19 protein-coding genes and 1 pseudogene are annotated in these 20,374 nt (G+C 64.1%); 6 read left to right on the forward strand and 14 right to left on the reverse strand.

All coding sequences use genetic code 11. From position 1 onward, the window contains the following. Window positions 1-389: pseudogene (locus VQ044_RS15675) on the forward strand (methyl-accepting chemotaxis protein); the annotation flags it as partial. Between the two features lie 262 nt (window positions 390-651). Here the strand turns inward: VQ044_RS15675 and VQ044_RS15680 are convergent. The 11 genes from VQ044_RS15680 to VQ044_RS15730 all read right to left on the reverse strand — a co-directional run bounded on the left by VQ044_RS15680 (window position 652) and on the right by VQ044_RS15730 (window position 13,362). Continuing rightward, window positions 652-1,560, reverse strand: a complete 909-nt coding sequence (locus VQ044_RS15680; RefSeq protein WP_327648090.1) for a 2-hydroxyacid dehydrogenase — start codon at window positions 1,558-1,560, stop codon at window positions 652-654. A 32-nt stretch (window positions 1,561-1,592) separates the two neighbouring features. Continuing rightward, window positions 1,593-2,255, reverse strand: a complete 663-nt coding sequence (locus tag VQ044_RS15685) for an NUDIX domain-containing protein (protein WP_327648087.1) — start codon at window positions 2,253-2,255, stop codon at window positions 1,593-1,595. Continuing rightward, entirely contained in the window at window positions 2,252-3,910 is a 1,659-nt protein-coding gene (locus tag VQ044_RS15690; protein WP_327648085.1) for an ABC transporter ATP-binding protein, read from the reverse strand. The genes VQ044_RS15685 and VQ044_RS15690 overlap by 4 nt, the downstream gene beginning before the upstream one ends. Further along, entirely contained in the window at window positions 3,907-4,854 is a 948-nt protein-coding gene (locus VQ044_RS15695) for a cation diffusion facilitator family transporter (protein WP_327648084.1), read from the reverse strand. Before VQ044_RS15695 ends, VQ044_RS15690 begins: the two co-directional genes overlap by 4 nt. Continuing rightward, window positions 4,851-5,282 (reverse strand): type II toxin-antitoxin system VapC family toxin, encoded by a 432-nt coding sequence (locus VQ044_RS15700; protein ID WP_327626134.1) that lies wholly within the window; start codon window positions 5,280-5,282, stop codon window positions 4,851-4,853. The genes VQ044_RS15695 and VQ044_RS15700 overlap by 4 nt, the downstream gene beginning before the upstream one ends. Then, window positions 5,282-5,527, reverse strand: coding sequence for a hypothetical protein (locus tag VQ044_RS15705; protein ID WP_327626135.1), 246 nt, complete (start codon window positions 5,525-5,527; stop codon window positions 5,282-5,284). Before VQ044_RS15705 ends, VQ044_RS15700 begins: the two co-directional genes overlap by 1 nt. A gap of 21 nt (window positions 5,528-5,548) precedes the next feature. Continuing rightward, window positions 5,549-6,673: an ABC transporter permease gene (locus tag VQ044_RS15710; RefSeq protein ID WP_327626144.1), complete on the reverse strand. Its 1,125-nt coding sequence runs from the start codon at window positions 6,671-6,673 to the stop codon at window positions 5,549-5,551. 106 nt (window positions 6,674-6,779) lie between these two features. Continuing rightward, window positions 6,780-7,910: a microcin C ABC transporter permease YejB gene (locus VQ044_RS15715; protein WP_327626136.1), complete on the reverse strand. Its 1,131-nt coding sequence runs from the start codon at window positions 7,908-7,910 to the stop codon at window positions 6,780-6,782. Between the two features lie 131 nt (window positions 7,911-8,041). Continuing rightward, window positions 8,042-9,922, reverse strand: a complete 1,881-nt coding sequence (locus tag VQ044_RS15720; protein WP_327648083.1) for an extracellular solute-binding protein — start codon at window positions 9,920-9,922, stop codon at window positions 8,042-8,044. Then, window positions 9,922-11,877 carry an extracellular solute-binding protein gene (locus tag VQ044_RS15725; RefSeq protein WP_327648082.1) on the reverse strand — a complete coding sequence of 652 codons (1,956 nt, stop codon included), beginning with the start codon at window positions 11,875-11,877 and terminating at the stop codon, window positions 9,922-9,924. The genes VQ044_RS15720 and VQ044_RS15725 overlap by 1 nt, the downstream gene beginning before the upstream one ends. A gap of 291 nt (window positions 11,878-12,168) precedes the next feature. After that, window positions 12,169-13,362 (reverse strand): D-alanyl-D-alanine carboxypeptidase/D-alanyl-D-alanine-endopeptidase, encoded by a 1,194-nt coding sequence (locus VQ044_RS15730; RefSeq protein WP_327648080.1) that lies wholly within the window; start codon window positions 13,360-13,362, stop codon window positions 12,169-12,171. Between the two features lie 168 nt (window positions 13,363-13,530). Here VQ044_RS15730 and VQ044_RS15735 point away from each other — a divergent pair. The 3 genes from VQ044_RS15735 to VQ044_RS15745 all read left to right on the forward strand — a co-directional run bounded on the left by VQ044_RS15735 (window position 13,531) and on the right by VQ044_RS15745 (window position 15,439). Beyond that, window positions 13,531-14,366 (forward strand): IS5 family transposase gene (locus tag VQ044_RS15735; RefSeq protein WP_442872931.1). Its coding sequence is split into 2 segments (ribosomal slippage): window positions 13,531-13,942 and window positions 13,942-14,366, totalling 837 coding nucleotides; the frame shifts between segments, so codons are not numbered across the junction. A gap of 285 nt (window positions 14,367-14,651) precedes the next feature. Continuing rightward, window positions 14,652-15,095, forward strand: a complete 444-nt coding sequence (locus VQ044_RS15740) for a hypothetical protein (RefSeq protein WP_327626141.1) — start codon at window positions 14,652-14,654, stop codon at window positions 15,093-15,095. Window positions 15,096-15,139: 44 nt separating this feature from the next. Next, a complete protein-coding gene (locus VQ044_RS15745) occupies window positions 15,140-15,439 on the forward strand; it encodes a hypothetical protein (RefSeq protein WP_327648078.1) in 300 nt (99 codons plus the stop codon). A 427-nt stretch (window positions 15,440-15,866) separates the two neighbouring features. Here the strand turns inward: VQ044_RS15745 and VQ044_RS15750 are convergent, their stop codons facing one another. Then, a complete protein-coding gene (locus VQ044_RS15750) occupies window positions 15,867-17,129 on the reverse strand; it encodes a c-type cytochrome (RefSeq protein WP_327648076.1) in 1,263 nt (420 codons plus the stop codon). A gap of 186 nt (window positions 17,130-17,315) precedes the next feature. On the opposite strand from VQ044_RS15750, the gene VQ044_RS15755 reads away from it, so the two are divergent. Then, window positions 17,316-18,050 (forward strand): 3-deoxy-manno-octulosonate cytidylyltransferase, encoded by a 735-nt coding sequence (locus VQ044_RS15755; RefSeq protein WP_327648075.1) that lies wholly within the window; start codon window positions 17,316-17,318, stop codon window positions 18,048-18,050. 56 nt (window positions 18,051-18,106) lie between these two features. After that, window positions 18,107-18,928, forward strand: a complete 822-nt coding sequence (locus VQ044_RS15760) for a prephenate dehydratase (RefSeq protein ID WP_442872933.1) — start codon at window positions 18,107-18,109, stop codon at window positions 18,926-18,928. Window positions 18,929-18,943: 15 nt separating this feature from the next. Here VQ044_RS15760 and nudC read toward each other — a convergent pair whose 3' ends face one another. Together nudC and VQ044_RS15770 are read right to left on the reverse strand one after the other, a co-directional pair. Beyond that, entirely contained in the window at window positions 18,944-19,894 is a 951-nt protein-coding gene (gene nudC, locus VQ044_RS15765; protein ID WP_327648072.1) for an NAD(+) diphosphatase, read from the reverse strand. Continuing rightward, complete coding sequence (locus tag VQ044_RS15770) at window positions 19,891-20,304, reverse strand: HIT family protein (protein WP_327648070.1); 414 nt, start codon at window positions 20,302-20,304, stop codon at window positions 19,891-19,893. Before VQ044_RS15770 ends, nudC begins: the two co-directional genes overlap by 4 nt. Window positions 20,305-20,374: the final 70 nt, after the last annotated feature.

Raw genomic sequence — 20,374 nt, forward strand, 5'->3', positions numbered from 1 at the left:
TCGTCGCCGAGGTCAGTTCGATGGCCGAGCTGATTTCGACCATCGCGGTGAGCGCCAAGGAGCAGGCGACCAGCCTCAGGGAAGTCTCCGGGGCGGCCGACCAGATGGACAAGGTGACGCAGCAGAACGCGGCGATGGTGGAAGAGGCGACGGCGGCGAGCCAGACCTTGTCCAACGAAACCGAGGACCTGGCCAATGCGATGGCGCAGTTCAAGACCGCCGGCTCGACCGGCACCGGGCGGGGCCAGGCCTCGCGGTCGCGTTCCAATCCTGCTCAATCTGGCCGTTCCGCCACGCCGTCGCGCGGCGTGCCGCAGATGAAGACCACCGGAACGGGCGGTGCCGCCCGTGCCCCCAAGGCCGAATCCGACAGCTGGGAGGAGTTCTGATCCTCTTTCCAACCTGGATGATCGGCGGCGTCCGCCGTCATCCCCCGGTTCGAAGGCCCATTCCTCAATGAACGATGCCGAGGATCCGATCACCCGATCNTCCTCTTTCCAACCTGGATGATCGGCGGCGTCCGCCGTCATCCCCCGGTTCGAAGGCCCATTCCTCAATGAACGATGCCGAGGATCCGATCACCCGATCGGGTCCTCGACTGTTTCTGGATCCAGGATCGAGCGGACATGACGCCGCCGCCGCGGCGCGGGTTCAGTAGCCCGCCGCGCGATCGACCACGCCGCGCAGCTTCTCGCCGCGCTCATGCGCCGCGATCTGACGCATGACCTCCGGGGCCAACGCATCGGGATCGGAGATGGCGGCGGCGTGGGGCGTGACGAAGACGCGCGGATGGGTCCAGAGTGGGCTTGACGCGGGCAGCGGCTCGACGTTGAAGACGTCGAGCGAGGCTTCCAACAGGATGTCCTGATCAAGCGCGTCGAGGATCGCCGCTTCGTTCTGCAGGCCACCACGGCCGGCATTGATCAGGACCGGGCCGCCGAGCGGCGTCTGCCGCTTCAGGCGCGACAACAGGCCGGCATCGATGATGCCGCGTGTCTCGGCGGTCAGCGGCAGCAGCACCACGAGAATGTCGGTCGCGGCGAGAAAACCGTCGAGCCCGGCCTGGCCCGCGAAAGTTTCGGCGCCCGCGACCGTCTTTTGCGTGCGGCTCCAGCCGGCGATGCGGAAGCCCAGCGGTTTCAGCTTGCCGGCGGCGTCCTGGCCGAGTTCGCCGAAGCCCATGAAGCCGACGGTGATTTCGCGGGCCGCCGGCTGCATCCGCTCGTGCCAGATCTTCTGCGCCTGCTGGCTGCGATAGGCGCGACCGCGGCGGAAATGATCGAGCACGCGCCAGACGATATATTCGCTCATCCGGCTCGACAGATCCTCGGCGACGATCCGCACCACCGGCACGTCCGGCAGCCGCTTGTCCGCGAAAATATGATCGACCCCCGCGCCGAGCGAGAAGATCGCCTTGAGGTTGGGCAGGTTTTCCAGGAGCCCCGGCGGCTGCTTCCAGACGACGGCGTAGTCGATCGCGGTATCGGCGCTGCTTTGTTGTGGCTCCAGCACGATCGGGCGATCGCCGCCGGCCGCTTCGAGTGCCGCCCGCCAGCGCATCGGATCGAAACCGGTGACGGACAGGAGAATGGTCAAGGCTCGTCCTCTCTGTCGAGTGTTCCGGACAGCACCTGCGCCCGCGCACGCCCCTTGCGGGCGAACCAATGGGCGCAGCCGACCAGGAAGGCGTTTTCGATGCGGCCGTCGTCGACGGCGGCGATCAAGTCGTCAACCTTGGCGAGGATCGGACGGATGTCCTCATGCTCGCCGTCCTTGCCGGCCGATTCGGTGAGGTCCGACGCATCCACGATGGCTAGAAAGATCGTCGCGTGCTCGGTGGTCAGGCCGGGCGACGACAGGATCCGGTAACAGCGCTCGATCGCCTGAGCTGTGAGGCCGGTTTCCTCGTGAAGCTCCCGCAGGGCGGCCGCCTCGCCGTCCTCGCCCGGATCGACGATGCCAGCCGGCAATTCCAGCGCCGCCGCCAGATCGAGCACCAGCGCGGCGGCGATGCGGAACTGGCGAATGACGACGATGGCGTCCCGCGCGGGATCGTATGGGATGACGATGACGACCTCGCCGGTGGCGAGATATTCCCGCCGCAGCGGTCCCAGCTCGCCTTCGCCGTCGAAACGTTCGTGATGGAGCGTCGTCGCCTGGAGCGGCCGAAAGCCGTTATGCAGGGTCTCGGTCTCGATGACCCGGAAATCCAGATGCTGGTCGGCGAGTTGATCGCGGTAATGGCCTTTGGTCACTGGGATAGGACCTCGGTCGGCACGGCGGCGATGTCGAAGGCCGCCGCCATCAGCGCCTTGGTGTAATCGGTCTGCGGCCGGTCGAAGATGTCCTCGGCCGGGCCGCGCTCGACGACGACGCCGTTGCGCATGACGATGACCTCGTTGGCAAGTGCCCGCACGACCTTCAGATCGTGGCTGATGAAGAGATAGGCGAGGTCATGCTTCTTCTGCAGGTCGCGCAGGAGGTCGACGACCTGTGCCTGGACGCTCATGTCGAGCGCCGAGGTCGGCTCGTCCAGCATGACGAAGCGCGGGTTGAGCACCATCGCGCGCGCAATGGCGACGCGCTGGCGCTGGCCGCCGGAAAATTCGTGCGGAAACCGGAAGCGCGTCGCCGGGTCGAGCCCGACCTCATCCAGGGCGGCGACGACGCGGGCGTCGCGCTCGGCGGGCGTCAGCCGCTTTTCGTGGATCGCCAGGCCCTCGGCGACGATGTCGGCGATGCTCATGCGCGGCGACAGCGAACCGAACGGGTCCTGGAAGACGATCTGCAGCTTCTCGCGCAGCGGCTTCATCGCCTTGAACGAGCGTTCGTCGATGCGCTCCCCCTCGAAGCGGATTTCGCCTTCGGACGAGATCATTCGGCACAGCGCCAGGCCGAGCGTCGTCTTGCCCGAGCCCGACTCGCCGACGACGCCGACGGTCTGGCCGGCGCGCACAGTGATGTCGATGCCGTCGACGGCCTTCACATGGTCGGTGGTGCGGCGGAAGAATCCGGTCTTGATCGGAAACCAGACCTTGAGGTTTTCCGCTTCCATCACCACCGGCGCGTTGGCGTTGGCGGCGGGGGGGCGGCCCTTCGGTTCGGCCGCGAGAAGATGTTTCGTGTAGGCGTGCTGGGGATCGGCGAAAATCCGCTCGGTCGGCCCTTCCTCGACGATCTTGCCCTGATACATCACGCAGACCCGATCGGCGATCTTGCGGACGATGCCGAGGTCATGGGTGATGAACAGCATCGCCATGCGCCGCTCGGCCTGGAGGTTCTTCAAGAGCTCCAGGATCTGCGCCTGCACCGTCACGTCGAGCGCCGTCGTCGGCTCGTCGGCGATGAGCAGGTCCGGCTCGTTGGCGAGCGCCATGGCGATCATCACGCGCTGACGCTGGCCGCCCGACAATTGGTGCGGATAGGCGCCGAGCCGCTTTTCCGGATCGCGGATGCCGACCTGGCGCATCAGCTCCAGCGTGCGCTCGCGCGCCGCTTGATCGCGCAGGCCGCGATGGATCTTCAGGATCTCGCCGATCTGCCGCTCGATCGTGTGCAGCGGATTGAGCGAGGACATCGGCTCCTGGAAGATCATCGAGATCCGATTGCCGCGCACCTTCCGCAGATCGCGCTCGTCATCGTCGATGAGGTTTTCGCCGTCGAACATCACGGCGCCGCCGGGGTGGCTGGCGGAGGGGTAGGGCAAGAGCTTGAGGATCGACAGTGCCGAGACCGACTTGCCGGAGCCGGATTCGCCGACCAGCGCCAGCGTCTCGCCCTTGCCGATCGAAAACGAGATATCGTCGACGGCAATCTGCGTCTTGCCGCCCTGGTGGAAGGCGACCGAGAGATTCTCCACGGACAGGAGCGGGTCGCGGGAAGTGGCCGTTGCGGCGGTGATCGGGCTCAAGCGGATCGATCCTTCAAATGGGCGTCGGCGTGCGGGTGCGCATGGTCATGGTCCGCGCAGCAATCGCGCTCGATCTCGACCGTGGCATGGCCGATCGCAAAGCGGCGCTTTAATTCCATCTTGATCGCGCGTGTCACCACCGTGCCGTCCGCCGCTTCCTCGATGCAGGCGTGGAGGGTCGCCATGCGCCGCTCCGGCGTGATCGACCAGGCGTGGACGTGATGGACCTCGCGCAGTCCCGCGACGCTCTCCACCAGATGCGGCTCGACGTCGGCCATGTCGAGCCCTTCGGGCGCGCCTTCGAGGAGCACATGACCGGCATCGCGCACGAGCCGCCACGCCGAGACGAGGACGAGAGCGGCCACGAGCACCGACAGAATCGGATCGATCGGCGTCCAGCCGGTGGCAAGGATCACAACCGCCGCGACGATCGCCGCGACCGAGCCGAGCATATCGCCGAGCACGTGCAGAACCGCGCCGCGGATGTTGAGGTTGTCGCGGTCGGCGCCGTGCAGGATCGCGAAGACGACGATGTTGACGATCAGCCCGCCGATCGCGACGACAAGCATGGTGCCGCCGAGAATGTCGCCGGGCGAGCGCAGGCGATCGACTGCCTCGACGACGATGAAGCCGGCGATGACGAACAGCGCCAGGCCGTTGACGAAGGCGACCAGCACCTCGAAGCGGTGATAACCGAAGGTGCGGCGCTCGTCGCTGGGCCGCCGCGAGAGCCGGAAGGCAAACCAGCCGAGGCCGAGCGCGGCGAAGTCGGTCAGCATGTGCGCGGCGTCGGCGAGCAGCGCCAGCGAGCCCGAGATCAGGCCGCCGACCACCTCGGCGACCATGAACAGGCCGGTCAGCAGCGCGGCGATGCCGATCCGCGTCTCATTGGCTCCGGCGGTGTGGCCGGTGAAGCCGTGCGAATGGTTGTGATCGTGGCTCAAGGTAAGGTGTTCCAATCCGGCAGTGTGCCGATGTCCAGCATCTCCAATGTTGTTGGGGCTCGAATTCGTCGATCGGCCGTCAGGAAATATTGGCATTCGGCTTCGATCGCGGATGCGACGTGTATCGCATCCGGTGTCCGACCACCGAACTCAGCGCGCAGTTCAGCGCATCTCCTCAGCACAGTGCGACCTACGGGGACAATGACGATACCATCTCCGGTCGTTAAGAAACCTTCATAGTGTGCGACAAGTTCATGATCCCGGTCTTTGATTGGGAGCACCAACACTTCCGCGAGCGTTACCTCGCTGCTTACGACCATGCCATTACGCGCATGGACACTTCGCAAGAAAGCCTGAACCTCTTCATCGCGATACTCGATCAATCTGATGACGATGTTGGTATCAAGATAAACCGACGGATGGTCCATCAATCCCATTCGTCCCGAAGTTTGCGGATACGGGTCACGGCTTCTGCGACGCTCGTATTCTTGTGCGCTGCGATCCCCCAGTAGCGGAGATATTTCGGCAATTTTTCGGACGAATCGGAGCGTTCCGCCACCTCTTCTACGATGGTGACGGTCAAAAGCGCGTTCGGTGCCAGTCCTTCCCGCATATCGGCTGGAAGATGACCCGTCGGCACATGTTCAATTGTCTTGCGACGAACCTCATTCATTTTTCGCCAATCCTTATCGTCTCATCCGAAACTCTTGCGCGGATCGAAGGCGTCGCGCACCGCCTCGCCGACGAAGACCAGCAGCGAGAGCATCAAGGATATCACGAGGAAGCCGGAAAAGCCGAGCCAGGGCGCCTGCAGGTTGTTCTTGCCCTGGGCCAGCAATTCGCCGAGCGACGGCGAGCCCGGCGGCAGGCCGAAGCCGAGGAAGTCGAGCGAGGTCAGCGTGGTGATCGAGCCGTTGAGGATGAACGGCAGGAAGGTCAGCGTCGCCACCATCGCATTCGGCAGAAGGTGGCGGGTGATGATCGTCCAGTCGCCGACCCCGAGCGCCCGCGCCGCGTTGACATACTCGAAATTGCGCGCCCTGAGAAATTCCGCCCGCACGACGCCGACGAAGGCGACCCAGGAGAACAAAAGCATGATGCCGAGCAGGATCCAGAAGCCGGGCGGCAGGATCGCGGCGATGATCAGCAGAAGATACAGCACCGGGATCGACGACCAGATCTCGATGAAGCGCTGGAACAGAAGGTCGATCCAGCCGCCGAAATAGCCCTGGACGGCGCCGGCCGCGACGCCAATCACCGCCGAGGCGGCGGTCAGGATCAGGCCGAACAGCACGGAGATCCGGAAGCCGTAGATCAGCCGCGCCGCGACGTCCCGTGCCTGGTCGTCGGTGCCGAGCCAGTTCATGTTGCCGAAGCTGCAATTCGGGTCGTCGACGCCGAGAGGATAGCGCTGGCAGCGTTCCTCCTTCGAGAAGGTCCAGGAGGGGGCGGAGGGCGCCGGCGTCGGGATCTCGTTGTTGACGCTCTGGAAGGAATAGCGGATCGGCGGCCAGATCGCCCAGCCGTTGGCGGCGATCTCGTCCTGCACGAAGGGGTCGCGATAGTTGGTGACCGGCAGGAAGCCGCCGAACACCTCCTCGGGGTAGTCGACCACGACCGGATAGTAGAACTCGCCCTTGTATTCGACCAACAGCGGCCTGTCGTTGGCGACGAACTCGGCGAACAGCGTGACGATGAAGAGGAAGGCGAAGATCCACAGCGACCAGTAGCCGCGTCGGTTTGCCTTGAAGTTCTGCCAGCGCCGCTGGTTCAGCGGCGACAGGCGCGGTCGCCGGACGAATTCCGACTCCGGCGCCATCTGGGCGATGCCGCTGGTCTGCTCCTCGGCGATGCGAGCGGCCTCGGTCGCAGCATCTGGCTGGTGCCGGTTCTCCTCCAGGCGGTCTTTGAGAGCGTCATCCATATCAGACCTCCCGCTTTTCGAAGTCGATGCGGGGATCGATCCAGGTATAGGTGAGGTCGGAAATCAGCGTCGTCACCAGACCGATCAGGGAAAAGATATAGAGCGTCGCGAAGACCACCGGGTAGTCGCGCTTGTAGATCGATTCAAAGCCGAGCAGGCCGAGACCGTCGAGCGAGAAGATCGTCTCGATCAGCAGCGAGCCGGCGAAGAATGCCGAGATGAACGCGCCGGGAAATCCGGCGACGATGATCAGCATGGCATTGCGAAAGACGTGACCGTAAAGGACGCGCCGCTCCGACAGCCCCTTGGCCCGCGCCGTCGTCACATATTGCTTGCGGATCTCGTCGAGGAACGAGTTCTTGGTGAGCAGCGTCGTCGTGGCGAAGGCCGACAGCGACATCGCGATCAGCGGCAGCGTCAGATGCCAGAAATAGTCGGGGACTGTCCGAGTAGCGCAGTTCGGCAGATCGAAGGCCGGCGACCACGGCGCGCACCAGTCGCCGCGCACGCCGTCCGAGAGAAGGCCGCGCAGCGGGAACCAGTCGTAGAACGAGCCGCCGGCGAACAGCACGATCAGGATCACGGCGAACAGGAAGCCGGGGATCGCATAGGCGACGATGACGACGCCCGACGTCCAGACGTCGAAGGCGGAGCCGTCCTTCAAGGCCTTGCGAATGCCGAGCGGGATCGAAATCAGATAGGATAGAAGCGTGATCCAGATACCGAGCGAGATCGACACCGGCATCTTTTCCAGGATCAGTTCGAGCACCGAGATCGACCGGAAATAGCTCTCGCCGAAATCGAAACGGCTATAGTCCCACAGCATCTTGCCGAAGCGTTCCAGCGGCGGCTTGTCGAAGCCGAATTGTTTTTCTAGCCGGGCGATGAATTCCGGGTCGAGGCCTTGTGCGCCACGGTAACCGGAGTTTTCGCCGCCGCCCTGGCCGCTGCCGAAATCGCCGCCGCCGCCGGAGACGCGGTCGGTGGCGCCGCCGGCCTCACCCTGCAGGCTGGCGATGACCTGTTCGACCGGTCCGCCGGGGGCGAACTGGATGACGGCGAAGGAAATCGCCATGATGCCGATCAGCGTCGGGATCATCAGCAAGATGCGGCGAAGAATATAGGCGCCCATGTGCGGGGAATCGTCTCCGAGATGTCAGGCGAGCCGGCCGATTCGCGACCGAACGACGTGGTTGATCTTGATAGCCCGCCTTGCGGGGATCGCAAAACGCGGCCCCGCCGCGGCGCGACGGGCCGGAATTCTCAGGCGCGGCCGATCGCCTTGGCCTTTTCCTTGTCGAACCACCAAAGGCTTTCCACCGGCCAGCCATAGTCCGGCTTGGTGTCCTTGAAGCCGAAGATGTTCCAGAAGGCCGCGCGGTGAACATTTGCATTGATGTTCGGCAGCCAGTCGAGGCGCCAGCGCAGCACCCGGTCGAGGGCGAGCATCGCCGTCACCAGATCGTCGCGGCTGTTGGCCGAGCCCGCCTTCGCCAGCAGCGCATCAACCGTCTTGCTCGTCATGCCGGGATAATTGTAGGCGCCCGGACGGTCCGCCGCTTCGCTGCCGAAGAACAGCGTGAGACTCTCGCGGGTCGGGGTCGCGCTGAGGCTGAAAGCGGCGAGGATCATGTCGAAGTCGAAGCGGTTCACCCGATCCTGATATTGCGCTGCGTCGACGAGCCGGGTCGAGGCGTCGATGCCAATCATGCGCAACGTTTCCATGAATTTTGCGTAGACGCGCTGCTGTTCCTGGCCTTGGGTCATGAACTCCAGGCGAAACGCTTCGCCCGCTTCGTTGACCAGCCGGTTGCCCTGGCGCGTCCAGCCGGCCTCGGCGAAAAGCCGGGTGGCCTCGCGCAGCATCACACGATCGCGGCCGCTGCCATCGCTGACCGGCTGGACCCAAACCTCGCCGAAGACGTCGTCCGGTATTTCACCCCGCAGCGGCTCCAGAAGCGCAAGCTCTGTCTCTGATGGCTTGCCTTCGGCGACGAATTCCGAGCCCTGGAAGGGCGAGTTGGAATGAATGCGCTGGCCGAACAGAAGGTTCGCGTTGGTCCACTCGAAGTCGAAGCACATGTTGATCGCATGGCGCACCCGGCTGTCGGCGAAGCGCGTCCGCCGCTGATTGAGCGCCCAGCACTGGAATTTCGGCCGCTCCTCGCCGGGGAACTCCCGTTTCACCACCGCGCCGCTCGTCACCGCCGGAAAATCGTACTCCGTCGCCCAGTCCTTGGTGGTGAACTCCTCGCGGAAGGTGATGATGCCCTTCTTGAACGCTTCCAGCGCCGGCTGCCGGTCGCGGAAGAAATCGATGCGCAGCATGTCGAAGTGGTCGAGACCCCTGGCGAAGGGCAGATCCTTCGCCCAGTAGTCGTCGCGCTTGCGATATTCGATGAAGCGGCCGAATTCGGAACGGGCGATCTCGAAGCGGCCGCTGCCGGGGATCGCCTCGCCGCTCACGCGGTCGAATTCCTTATCCTCGAAGAATGCGCGCGGGACGACCGGGATACCGAACGCGTTCAGTGCGTCCTGATAGCTCTGTTCGCCGGAAAAGCCGATCCGAACCGTCCGCGCGTCGTCCGCGACGATCTCGCTCACCGCCCGCAGCACGACTTGCAGGCTGGGATGACCGAGTTCCTTCAGCGTCTCGTAGGTGAAGACGACGTCGGCGGCGGTGACCGGCTCGCCGGTCGAGAACTTGGCCTCCGGCCGCAGCTTGAAGGTGAAGCTGTTGCGATCCTTCGAGACCGTGACGCTCTCGGCGAGGGCACAGTAGATCGCATCGGGCTCGTCGAGCGACGACACCATGAGCGCATCGTAAAGGCTCTCCATGCGCGGCGGCGCGTTGCCCTGCAGCACGAAGGTGTTGAGCGTGTCGAAGGTCGAGGGCGACTGATTGAGGGTCCAGTTCGATACGGCGAGGTTCATCTGGCCGCCCTGCGGCGCCTCGGGACTCGCATAGTCGAAATGGGTGAAGTCCGGGCCGTATTTCAGCTCGCCAAAGGCCGATAGGCCGTGCAGCGGTGTTTCCGTCGCCACCTCGGCGAAGAGCGTTCGCGGCAGGACGGTGGTGGCGCCGGCGGCCAGCGCCAATTGGCCGAAGCGGCGGCGGGTGAGGCGGCTCAGCGCGGTGGCCATCAGTTTGCCGACGCCGTGTCTTTCTCGGCCGCCTTGATCCACCAGGAAAAGGAATCGATGCCGGAATAGGCCGGCTGCTTCTCGGGCATGCCGAACTTGTCCCAATAGGCCAGCCAGTCCTCGGATTTGTACCACTGCGGCACGACATAATATTCCCACAGCATGACCCGATCGAGGGCGCGCGTCGCGGCGACGAGATCGTCTCGGCTCGGCGCGTAGACGATGTCATTGATGAGCTGGTCGATCGCCGGGTTCTTGATGCCGGCATAGTTGCGGCTGCCGGGCGCGTCGGCGGCGACCGTGCTCCAGAAGTCGCGCTGCTCGTTGCCGGGCGACAGCGACTGGCCCGGATAGCGCATGCCGACGGCCTCGAAATCGAAATTGTTCATCCGCTCGATATACTGGTTGGTGTCGACGATGCGGACATTGGTCTCGATGCCGAGACGCTTCAATTGGCGCGCGAAGGGCTCCAGCACCCGGTTGTCCGAGGGGTCGTTGCCGAGGAACTCGACGGTGAGGGGGTCGCCCGTCTTGGCGTCGACCAGCGTGGTGCCCTTCAGCTCGTAGCCGGCTTCCTTGAGGAGGCCCAGAGCCTCGCGCAGATAATTGCGCGCCGAGGTTGCGTCACCATAGACCGGCAGCGTGAACTCATCGGTGAAGACCTCGTCGGGAATCTGGCCCTTCAGCGGCTCGAGATACTTCAGCTCGCGCTCGCTCGGCAGACCGGTCGCGGACAGTTCGCTGTTGTCGAAATAGCTGTCGATCCGCTGATACAGGCCGAAGAACAGCGTGCGGTTCATCTCCTCGAAATTGTAGGCCAGCGTCAGCGCCTTGCGCACCCGCCGATCCTGGAATTTCGGCAGTCGGTTGTTGAACACATAGGCCTGCATCGACTGGACCTGGGCATTGTCGATGGTCTTGCGGATCACCTGGCCGTTCTTGACCGCCGGGAAGTCGTAGCCCTCGGCCCAGCGCCGGGAGATGTTTTCCAGCCGCCAGTCGTCGAGTCCGCCCTTCTTGAAGGCCTCCCACGCCGCGTTGGCATCGCGCAGGTAGACATAGCGGATGCTGTCGTAGTTGTAGCGGCCGACACGGGTCGGGTTGTCGGCGCCCCAATAGTCGGGAACACGCTCCCATTCGATCGACTTGCCGGTCGAGACCCTGCCGACCCTGTAAGGACCCGAGCCGAGCGGCTTTTCCAGCGACGGCTCGCCGATGTCGCGCGGTTTGCCGTCGGCGCCAGTAGCCTCCCACCAATGCTTCGGCAAAACCGTGAGATCGCCCATGATGTGGGGCAATTCGCGATTGTTGGCCTGATCGAAGGTGAAGGTGACCTCGCCCTCGCCGGTCTTTTCGGCCTTGGTGACGTTCTTGTAATAGGCCGACCACTGCGGATGCAGCTTCGTCAGCGTCTCGAAGCTCCAGATCACGTCCTCGACGGTGATCGGCTCGCCGTCGTGCCAGCGCGCCTTCGGGTTCAATCGAAAGGTCACGGAGGAAAAGTCGGCCGGGTGGCGCATCGCCTCGGCGATCATCGCATGGGCCGTCCCCGGCTCGTCCGGCGACTGCTCCATCAGCGTATCGTAGAGGATGCCGCCGCCGAAGACGGCAAGGCCGGCCGCCGGCGTGCCGCGCACGACGAAGGGATTGAGGCTGTCGAAGGAGCCGATGGCGACGGAATTGAGCGTGCCACCCTTCGGCGCATCGGGATTGACGTAATCATAGTGCTTGAAGTCGGCGGGGTATTTCGACGGGCCGATCAGCGACGACGAAGTCTGCCACTCCCCGGCCTCGGGGACGGCGGCGGCAACGGCGGCGGGCGGAGCGGTCGGACTGTCCGTCGCTGTCGGTATGGCCGCGTCGGTCTTGTCCTGGGAAAGGGCCGGCGCGGTTCCGAGCCCGAAGGCGATCGCGACAAGGCAGGCGAGACGGGCGGCGCGCGTCGGCAGTGGCAAGGGCGGGGCCTCCGGTTGGATCGCGTGACTTTGAATCCCAAGACAATCCGGGAATCCCAAAAGAATCCGGATCATTTATGGCCATCGTTCGATGGAAGTCACCTGACCAAATCTTAATGGACATCAATGGCACCGAGGGCCGTTGTGGTTCTCGAACATGAGGATCTACGCAAATCGGTGACGTGAGTGGTCAGGGCTTTCGTCCAGCAATGGTCAGGTCACGAGCAGAACGAATGACCGTTTCCGATCCGAGGCGGGGATAGGCGGCGGCCTGAATGCCAGCCGCCTCGTCTACAGTTCGCGCTCGATGGCCTCGAGCAACCGGAACCGCAGCTTGCCGGGCCCGCTGTTCAGCGAGATGACAAAGCGCACGTCGCCGTGGCTGGAAGTTCTGGCGTATCCAGCCAGCGTGCGAACGCCGGAGAAGGTGCCGGTCTTGTACCGGGAGCCTTTCCTGGTGCTGCGCAGCAGTTCGGCATGGGGCGCGAAACGGTCGAGCACCTTGGCGAGGCCTCGTGCGGTGAAGCTGTTGTTGCGGCTGATGCCGGAGCCTTCCTCTAGCTGGATGGCCTCGGCGAGGTCGTATTTGGCGAGGCTCGCGCGCGCGACCTTGAGCGACTTCTCAAGGCTGACCGGCCCGCCCAGGCGTTTGGCGCCGATCTCCAGGAAGACCTGGTTGGCGATGTAGTTGTTCGAGCCGATGAGCATCTGTCTCAAGATTTCGGAGAGATCGCGCGACTGGCGGTGCACGTAAACCGGCTCCAGTCCCGCGGGGACGGAGCCGACCGAGATCTCGCCCTCGATGCTGCCGTCGGCGCGCTCGATGAAGGCGGCAAGCAATTCGCCGGCATACCGCACGCTTACCTTGGGATCTTCTTTGGCCAGGCTGATGCGGCTCCGGCCGTTGGGAGCGCGTGCCCGGAACTGGCTGATCGCGAGCGGCGTGATCGGGGTTTGCTCTTCGGCGGAGCGGACGGTCTTGCCGTTTCGGACAGCGTTGATCGTGTTGAAGTTAACCGCGAGCGCCGCGTTCAGCGCGTCATAGGCTTCGTCAGTGTCCTCGATACCCGGAATACGAAGATCGGCGGGGTAATAGCTCGCGTCGAGCACGATGCCGGCGAAAGGCTCTGTGCCGGTTTCGGCGAGGAGCCTGGGCGCGAGCAGCGCCAGCTCTTCGGAGACCAGAAACGGGTCGCCGCCACCGCGCACGTAAAGCACTCTGTCGTCGTCCAGATAGAAGCGGGTCTCGAAGCGGTAGTCGCCGCCGAGCACCTCCATGGCCAGCCATGCCGTGACAAGTTTGGCCACGGAAGCGGGAACGAAGGGTTTGTCGGCATTCTGCGCGACCAACTCGTTGCCTTCTGCGTCCAGTACGAGCACCAGGCTCGAAGGCGCGAGCGCTGCAACCTTGTCCTTCACGTCAGCGAAGGCCGGGACATACAGCAGGAGCACCGCGAAGGCCGCGGCAATCAGGCGAGACCACATGGCGGCTCCAGCTCGGGCTAGCATAGGCGACATGCACCTACACTAATGGCGCTCAAGCGTTAGGCAAGTTGGTTTGCAGGTTTAAGTGTCAGTCCACAAAGAATTTGAATGATATGAATCGCTTGTGATTCCATGCGGTCGATTTGATTCGACCAGGGCGTGGAAGCGATGTGGACGAAAGTGAACCGCGGGAAATACAATCGGGATGGTCAGCGCTATCCGAGCGATTTGACGGATGCGGAATGGGCGCTGGTCGAGCCTTTGATCCCCCCTGCCAAGCGCGGCGGCCGCAGGCGTGAGGTCGATGTCCGGGAGGTTCTCGACGGCCTGCTTTATGTTCTGAGCACCGGCTGCCAATCGCGGGCCCTGCCGAAGGACCTGCCGCCGAAAAGCACACTGTTCAGCTATTTCGACCTGTGGAACTGGGATGGCACTCTCGGTCGTATTCATCAGGAACTTTACGTGAAATGCCGCGAAGCGATGGGCCGCGAAGCCAGCCCGACGGCGGCCATCATCGACAGCCAGAGCGTCAAAGGCGCTGAAAAAGGGGGCGTCGGATTGACCCGTGCGGGTATGATGCGGGCAAGAAGGTCAAAGGCAGGAAGCGCCATATCCTCGTCGATACGGTAGGTCTTGTGCTGCATGCGCTGGTTCATCCGGCCGACATCCAGGATCGCGACGGCGGTGTGTGGGTCCTGCGGACGCTGTTCGGGCGCTATCCGTTCTTGAAGAAACTGTTTGCCGACGGCGGCTATCAGGGACCTGTCTTCGACAAGGGTCAGAAGAAAGCCATGCCCGGACTTGCGACCGCGATCGTCAAGCGATCCGACACAGCCAAGGGTTTTGAGGTTCTGCCGAGACGCTGGGTGGTCGAACGGACGTTCGCATGGCTGGGGCGATGCCGCAGGCTGTCCAAAGACTTCGAGAACCTGTCGCGAAACGCGCTCGCCTTCCTCAAACTGGCGTCAATCCGCTTCATGCTGCGAAGGTTCTGTTTGAAATGAATAACTTTCCGGACGAACTCTTAATACAATCGGCTGGGGAAGCCGCCGCAGTGACAGCTGAAGCTGACTGCAAAATTTCAGGCCGAAGGCGAGTCAATAAACCCCCATTATGCCGCTACGGCCGGTTTGTACAACATTCTTGACCGACGTACGATAGATGATATTGTTACTTTATTCGCACGGCACGATTTCCATCGAATGCGATGTTAATCCCAGCGGCCACGCGGCTGCGATGTGAACGATAAGAGGTGAAGCAGCTCACGGCCATCACGGAGACCCAGCGCTATGTCGGATTCAAAGCAAGCCTTCGAAGCGTACATGCAGCACGTGAGGAAACAGGGCAGTTTCGAGACACTCACCGCAGCTCGCCTTGAGGAACCGCAGCCCGGCGGGTCGACGACGTGGAAGTTCTCGGCCCAGAATTTGCTGGGGATGACTCTGGCCTCTGTGACATTCTTTTTCGACTGGGACGTGTTCGATCCGCCGTGCCGACTGCGGAACGAGCGGTGGGGAATTAAGGACCGGTTCACCGCACCACTATTCACGATCATCGAGTCAGACGCGGAGTCGACGTCAATCGAAAAAGACGCTGACGAGTGTGAGGAGAACGTCATGGACGGCGTTCGCTTCGACATTCGAGTGACTTTCGAGGGTCCATTAAACAACGTCCCCTATCGCAACTACCTTATCATCTGGGCCGACGGAACATCCGACTGGGGGCCGCGCTAAGAGGAGGGACGCCATGCCGGTCCCCGCAGCGGTAGCCCGAGCCCGTGCGGCTGCGCGGGCGCGCCGGGCACGGCGACGACGCCAACAACGGCGTCGGCGCCAGCGCGAACGCCAACAGCAACGAGAAAGAGCGCGGGAGCGGCGGCGGCGTCAGCGTCGAGACCGACGAGAGCGCGAACGCGGACGAGAGCGTCGCGTCCGGCGCGGACGAAACGTCACTCGGCGTCAACGAGACGAGCGATATCGTCGACGAACGGGACAACAGATCATTGACGAATATAAACAGGGCAGCGTGCTCGAAGAGTTCCCCGCTGAGTACCTCCCTCGCAATTGGGAAGAAGTAAAACGGGACGCACGGGCGGGTAATGCACGAGCTCGCACCGCGCGAAAGCTACTGATGGACGGCCGGTTCGATCGTTGAGCGATAAAACGTGGCACGTGCTCTTACGTAAACCTCAGCGTTCAGCGCTGAGAACGGCTCCGGTTTTGTCGCAGGGTCCGGCGTTCTGATGTCTTCTGGACAGCGATATTCGGCGTTTCGCGGAAGGGTTGCATCGGGGTTTTTGGCCCAGCAATACCCGCCCTGAATGTGGGCGAACCTCGTTTGCGAGAGACAGAAAAACAACCCAATGGGGTCGAATCCACTGTCATGGAATGACGCCGTCTTGCGACCGATCGGGGGCGTCGGCTGACAGCGCCCCATCAAAAAGGCCCCGGTGCGCACCGGGGCCTTTCCTGGATTCGTCTGTCATCACGGCTGGAGCGCGGCGGTCAGTTTCCGGTCTGGGCGCCGTTCTCGTCGAAGCTCGCCAGATAGGCGATGATATCGGCGACATCCTCCGGCTTCTTGATGCCGGCGAAGGACATTTTCGTGCCCGGCACGGTGCCCTTCGGGTCGGTCAGCCAGGCGGTCAGTTCCTCGACCGTCCAGGTGGGATGCTCGGCCGCATATTCGGTCAGAGCCGGGGAGAATTTGTATCCCTCGACGGCGGCGATCTTTTCGCCAACGATGCCGTTCAGTTCGGGACCGATCTTGTTCTTCGCGCCTTCGCCGACCGCATGGCAGGCCGCACATTTGCGGAACGCTTTTTCGCCGGCCTCGGGATCACCGGACACCGAAGCCGTTTGCGCTGGCGCGGCGGCTGCCGGGGCGGCTGGTGCCGCGGCTTCCGGCGGGGCCGGTTGTTCCGCTGCGGGAGCCGATTCGGCCGCCGGCTGTGCGGCGGTTTCGGCAGGCGCGGCTTCGGCTGGCTTTTCCGCCGCCGGCGCCTGAGCCTCGCTCTCGGCCGCCTGGGTCGGCGCGGCCTCGGCACCAGGTGCGGCCTGCGCCGCGTTCGTGTCGGTCACCGCCGGCGCCTGGGCCTGGGCGTCGGCGGTCGCGGCCTCTGGTTGGGTCGTCGTCGCGGGATCGGCCGCGGCGGTTTCAGCCGGGGCGGCACCCTCGGCTGCTGCCTCTGCCGGCGCGGCGGCCTCGGCCGGCGCCTCCGGCAGCGGCGCCGGACTGTCGGCAAGCGTGCGCAGATAGGCGATCAGCTCGGCGCGGGCCTCGGGATCCTTGAGGCCGGCGAAACCCATCGCGGTGCCGGACACGTAACCTTTCGGGTTCTTCAGGAAGCCATTGAGATGTTCGTAATCCCAGTTGACCGAACCACCCTGCGAGAACTCGGTCATCCCGGCCGAATAGGCGAAATCGGAAATCGAGGCGATCGGACGGTTGACGACGTCCCAGAGATGCGGTCCGACCTTGTTGGCGCCGCCCTTTTCCGCCGTGTGGCAGGCGGCGCATTTCTTGAATTGTTCGGCGCCGGCCTCGGCGTCCGCGGTCTGCAGAAGCGTGGCGATCGGCGCCTCCTCGGCCTTGGCCGCGCCGCCTTCGGCGCCGCCGGCGTCCGCTTCGGCCGCGACGATCTCGTAGCCGGGGGTTTCGGGGGCCTCGGAGTGGAAGAGCCCCTCGGCGAGGATACTCCCGCCAAACAGGACGAAGATCGTCGCGAGTACGGCACCCACGATCTTGTTGAACTCGAAGGAATTCATTGGTGGGACGGTCCCTCTGCAAAGACGGCGCGACGCCGCCACAATCCACTGGCGAAAAACGCGCGGAACCTAGGTCCTTTGCGGTTTGATGGCAACAGCTGTAAGAGGCGGTTTCGGTGCCTTTTTCGCCGCGCGGGCGCAATTTCAGCGTCCGTGCGCCCAATCTTTTCGGTTCATGCGGAGCCCATGACGATTCTCGTGCTCATCCCCGCGCGCCTCGGCTCCACCCGGCTGCCGAAAAAGGCGCTCGCCGATATCGCCGGTCGGCCGATGGTGGTGCGCGTCGCCGAGCGGGCCGAGGCGGCCGGCATCGGCCGGGTCGTCGTGGCGACCGATGCCGAGGAGATAAGGGCCGCCGTCACGGCCGCCGGGCACGAGGCGGTGATGACCTCGCCCGAGCACCCGTCGGGCTCCGACCGCATCTTCGAGGCGCTGACGCGTCTCGATCCCGACGGCGCTATTGAGACGGTGGTGAATGTGCAGGGCGATCTTCCGACCATCGAGCCGGAAGCGATTCGTCAGGTTCTCGCGCCGTTCGAGGACCCGCGCTGCGACGTTGCGACGTTGTGCGTGGCGATTCGCGACGAAGCGGAAAAGACCAATCCCAACGTGGTCAAGCTGGTCGGCTCGCCGATCGGGCCGACCCGGTTGAAAGCGCTGTATTTCACCCGCGCCACGGCGCCCTGGGGCGAGGGGCCGCTCTATCACCATGTCGGTCTCTACGCTTACCGGCGAGCCGGCCTAGAGCGTTTCGTCCGGCTTCCGCCTTCGACGCTGGAGATCCGCGAGCGGCTGGAGCAATTGCGGGCGCTCGAGGATGGCATGCGTATCGACGCGGAGATCGTCGATGCGGTGCCGCTGGGTGTCGACGGGCAGGACGATTTGGACCGGGCGCGAACCATGTATGGAGTTGAAGCGTGAGCGAAGCTGCGACGAAACGAATCGCGTTCCAGGGCGAACCGGGGGCGAATTCCGACATGGCCTGCCATGTCGTCCATCCGGAGATGACGCCGCTGCCCTGTCCATCCTTCGACGACGCGTTCGACGCCGTGCGCTCCGGCGAGGCGGCGCTGGCGATGATCCCGATCGAGAATACGCTGGCCGGACGGGTCGCGGACATTCATCATCTGATGCCCGATTCGGGCCTGCAGATCGTCGGCGAATATTTCATGCCGATCCATTTCCAGCTGATGACCCTGCCCGGCGTCGGGCGGGACGAAATCCGCAGCGTCCAGAGCCATATTCATGCGCTCGGCCAGTGTCGGAAATATATCCGCGGCAATGGCTGGAAGCCGGTGGTTTCCGGCGATACGGCGGGTGCAGCGCGGGAGGTCTCGGAAGCCGGCGACCGGACGATGGCGGCGCTGGCGCCGGAGCTGGCAGCCACCCGTTACGGGCTCGATATCCTCGAACGGAACGTCGAGGATTCGGCCAACAACATCACCCGCTTCGTCATCCTGTCGCAACCTGGCGCACAGGAAGCCGATCTCTGGGCCGCCCAAGGCGGGCGCACGGTGACGACCTTCGTGTTCGAGGTCCGCAATCTACCGGCCTCGCTCTACAAGGCGCTTGGCGGTTTCGCGACCAACGGCATCAACATGACCAAGCTGGAGAGCTACCAGATCGGCGGGCATTTCATCGCCACGCAGTTCTACGCCGACGTCGAAGGCCATCCGCAGGACGAGTCGCTTCGCCTGGCGTTCGAGGAGCTGTCGTTCTTCACCCACGACGTCAAGATCATGGGCGTCTACGAGGCCGCGCCGGAGCGGCTCTACGGTAATGGAGCGCCGGAGAATTGAGCCGCACCGACGGCGTCAGAGGACGTCGTCGGCGAAGGCCTTGATCAGGTGGTGGGCGATGGCGAAGCGCTGCGGCACGGCGAATGCGTTAAAATGCCGGCCCTCCAGCATCGCCTGGACCTCGTCGCGGGCGAACCAGCGACAGGCCTCCAGTTCCTCGGCGTCGAAATCGATGTCGCGGCTGGTTGCCTGGGCGACGCAGCCGATCATCAGGCTGCCGGGAAACGGCCAGGGCTGCGAGGCGAGATAGCGCACGCATCCGACCGTAAGGCCCGATTCTTCCAAGGTTTCGCGCCGGACGGCGGCTTCGACGGTTTCACCAGCTTCGACGAAGCCGGCGAGACAGGACCAGAAATTCTCTGGAAAATGCGGCTGGCGACCGAGTACGCAACGGCCCTCGCCATCGTGGACGAGCATGATCGTCACCGGGTCCGTGCGCGGGAAGACGACGTCGCCGCAGCCGGTGCAACGACGCCGATAGCCGGCTGCCTCCGTCGCGGTCGGTTTGCCGCAGCGGGCGCAGAACCGATTCTTGGCATGCCAGCCGAGAAGGTGCGCTGCCTGACCGAGTTGCCCCTCGGTATCGGGATCGAGGAACGCCTGCATGGCGATGGAGCGAAGGCCGATCAACGCAAGGTCGTCCGTCAGGGCGGGCGTCTCGTCGATCGCGGCGGCGAGCGATGGCCGGCCGGCCGGGTCGAAGCCGAGCAGGACGCAATCATCCAGATTCGCGCCGCGTTCGACAGCCTCGGATTTCGCGAAACTCGGGTCCGGCGCGGAGGCGTCTGTGGTACGGCAGAGCCACTGGCCGTCGTGGGTGAGGAAGATGCGGGCGTCTGTATGTTCCAGCGCAGCGGCCAGACTGTCGCCATTGCGCCGTTCGCCGTCGCGCCACAGGCGGTTTCCGGCGAACCCGGTCAGTCCGCTCAGTTCCTGCGCGGCCGCTTGTGCGCTGTCATCCTTCATGCGGGCAACACCGCATCCCGTATATCGGCGGCAAATCGATCGGCCGCCTCTGCTTCGTAGGCCTCGGCCGTGCCGTATCCCCACACCGGCCTCGGCCAGTTCGGGTCGCCGTCGCGCCGCGCCACGATGTGCAGGTGGAACATCGGCACGATATTGCCGAGCGCCCCGATATTGATCTTGGCGGCGCCCGTGAGGTTCTTCAGCGCCTTGGAAACGAGTCCGGTCTCGAAGGTCAGCATGGTCTGGTCGAGTGGGGTGAGGTCGTGGAACTCGGTGACGCCGTTGCGCTGCGGCACCAGTAGCAGCCAAGGCCAGCGGCGATCATTCATCAGGCGCAATTCGCTGAGCCCGAGCCTGCCGATCATCGTCGTGTCCCTGGCAAGACGAGGGTCGAGTTCGAAGGCTCGCATAGTTTGAGATCCTTATCTTCGCAGGGCATTCGTCTTGCAATTAGGGCGCCGATCGCCGATATGGAGGCCG

Origin of the sequence: Aurantimonas sp. C2-5-R2, from assembly GCF_036549495.1 — a bacterium.
GTDB lineage: Bacteria > Pseudomonadota > Alphaproteobacteria > Rhizobiales > Rhizobiaceae > Aurantimonas > Aurantimonas coralicida_A.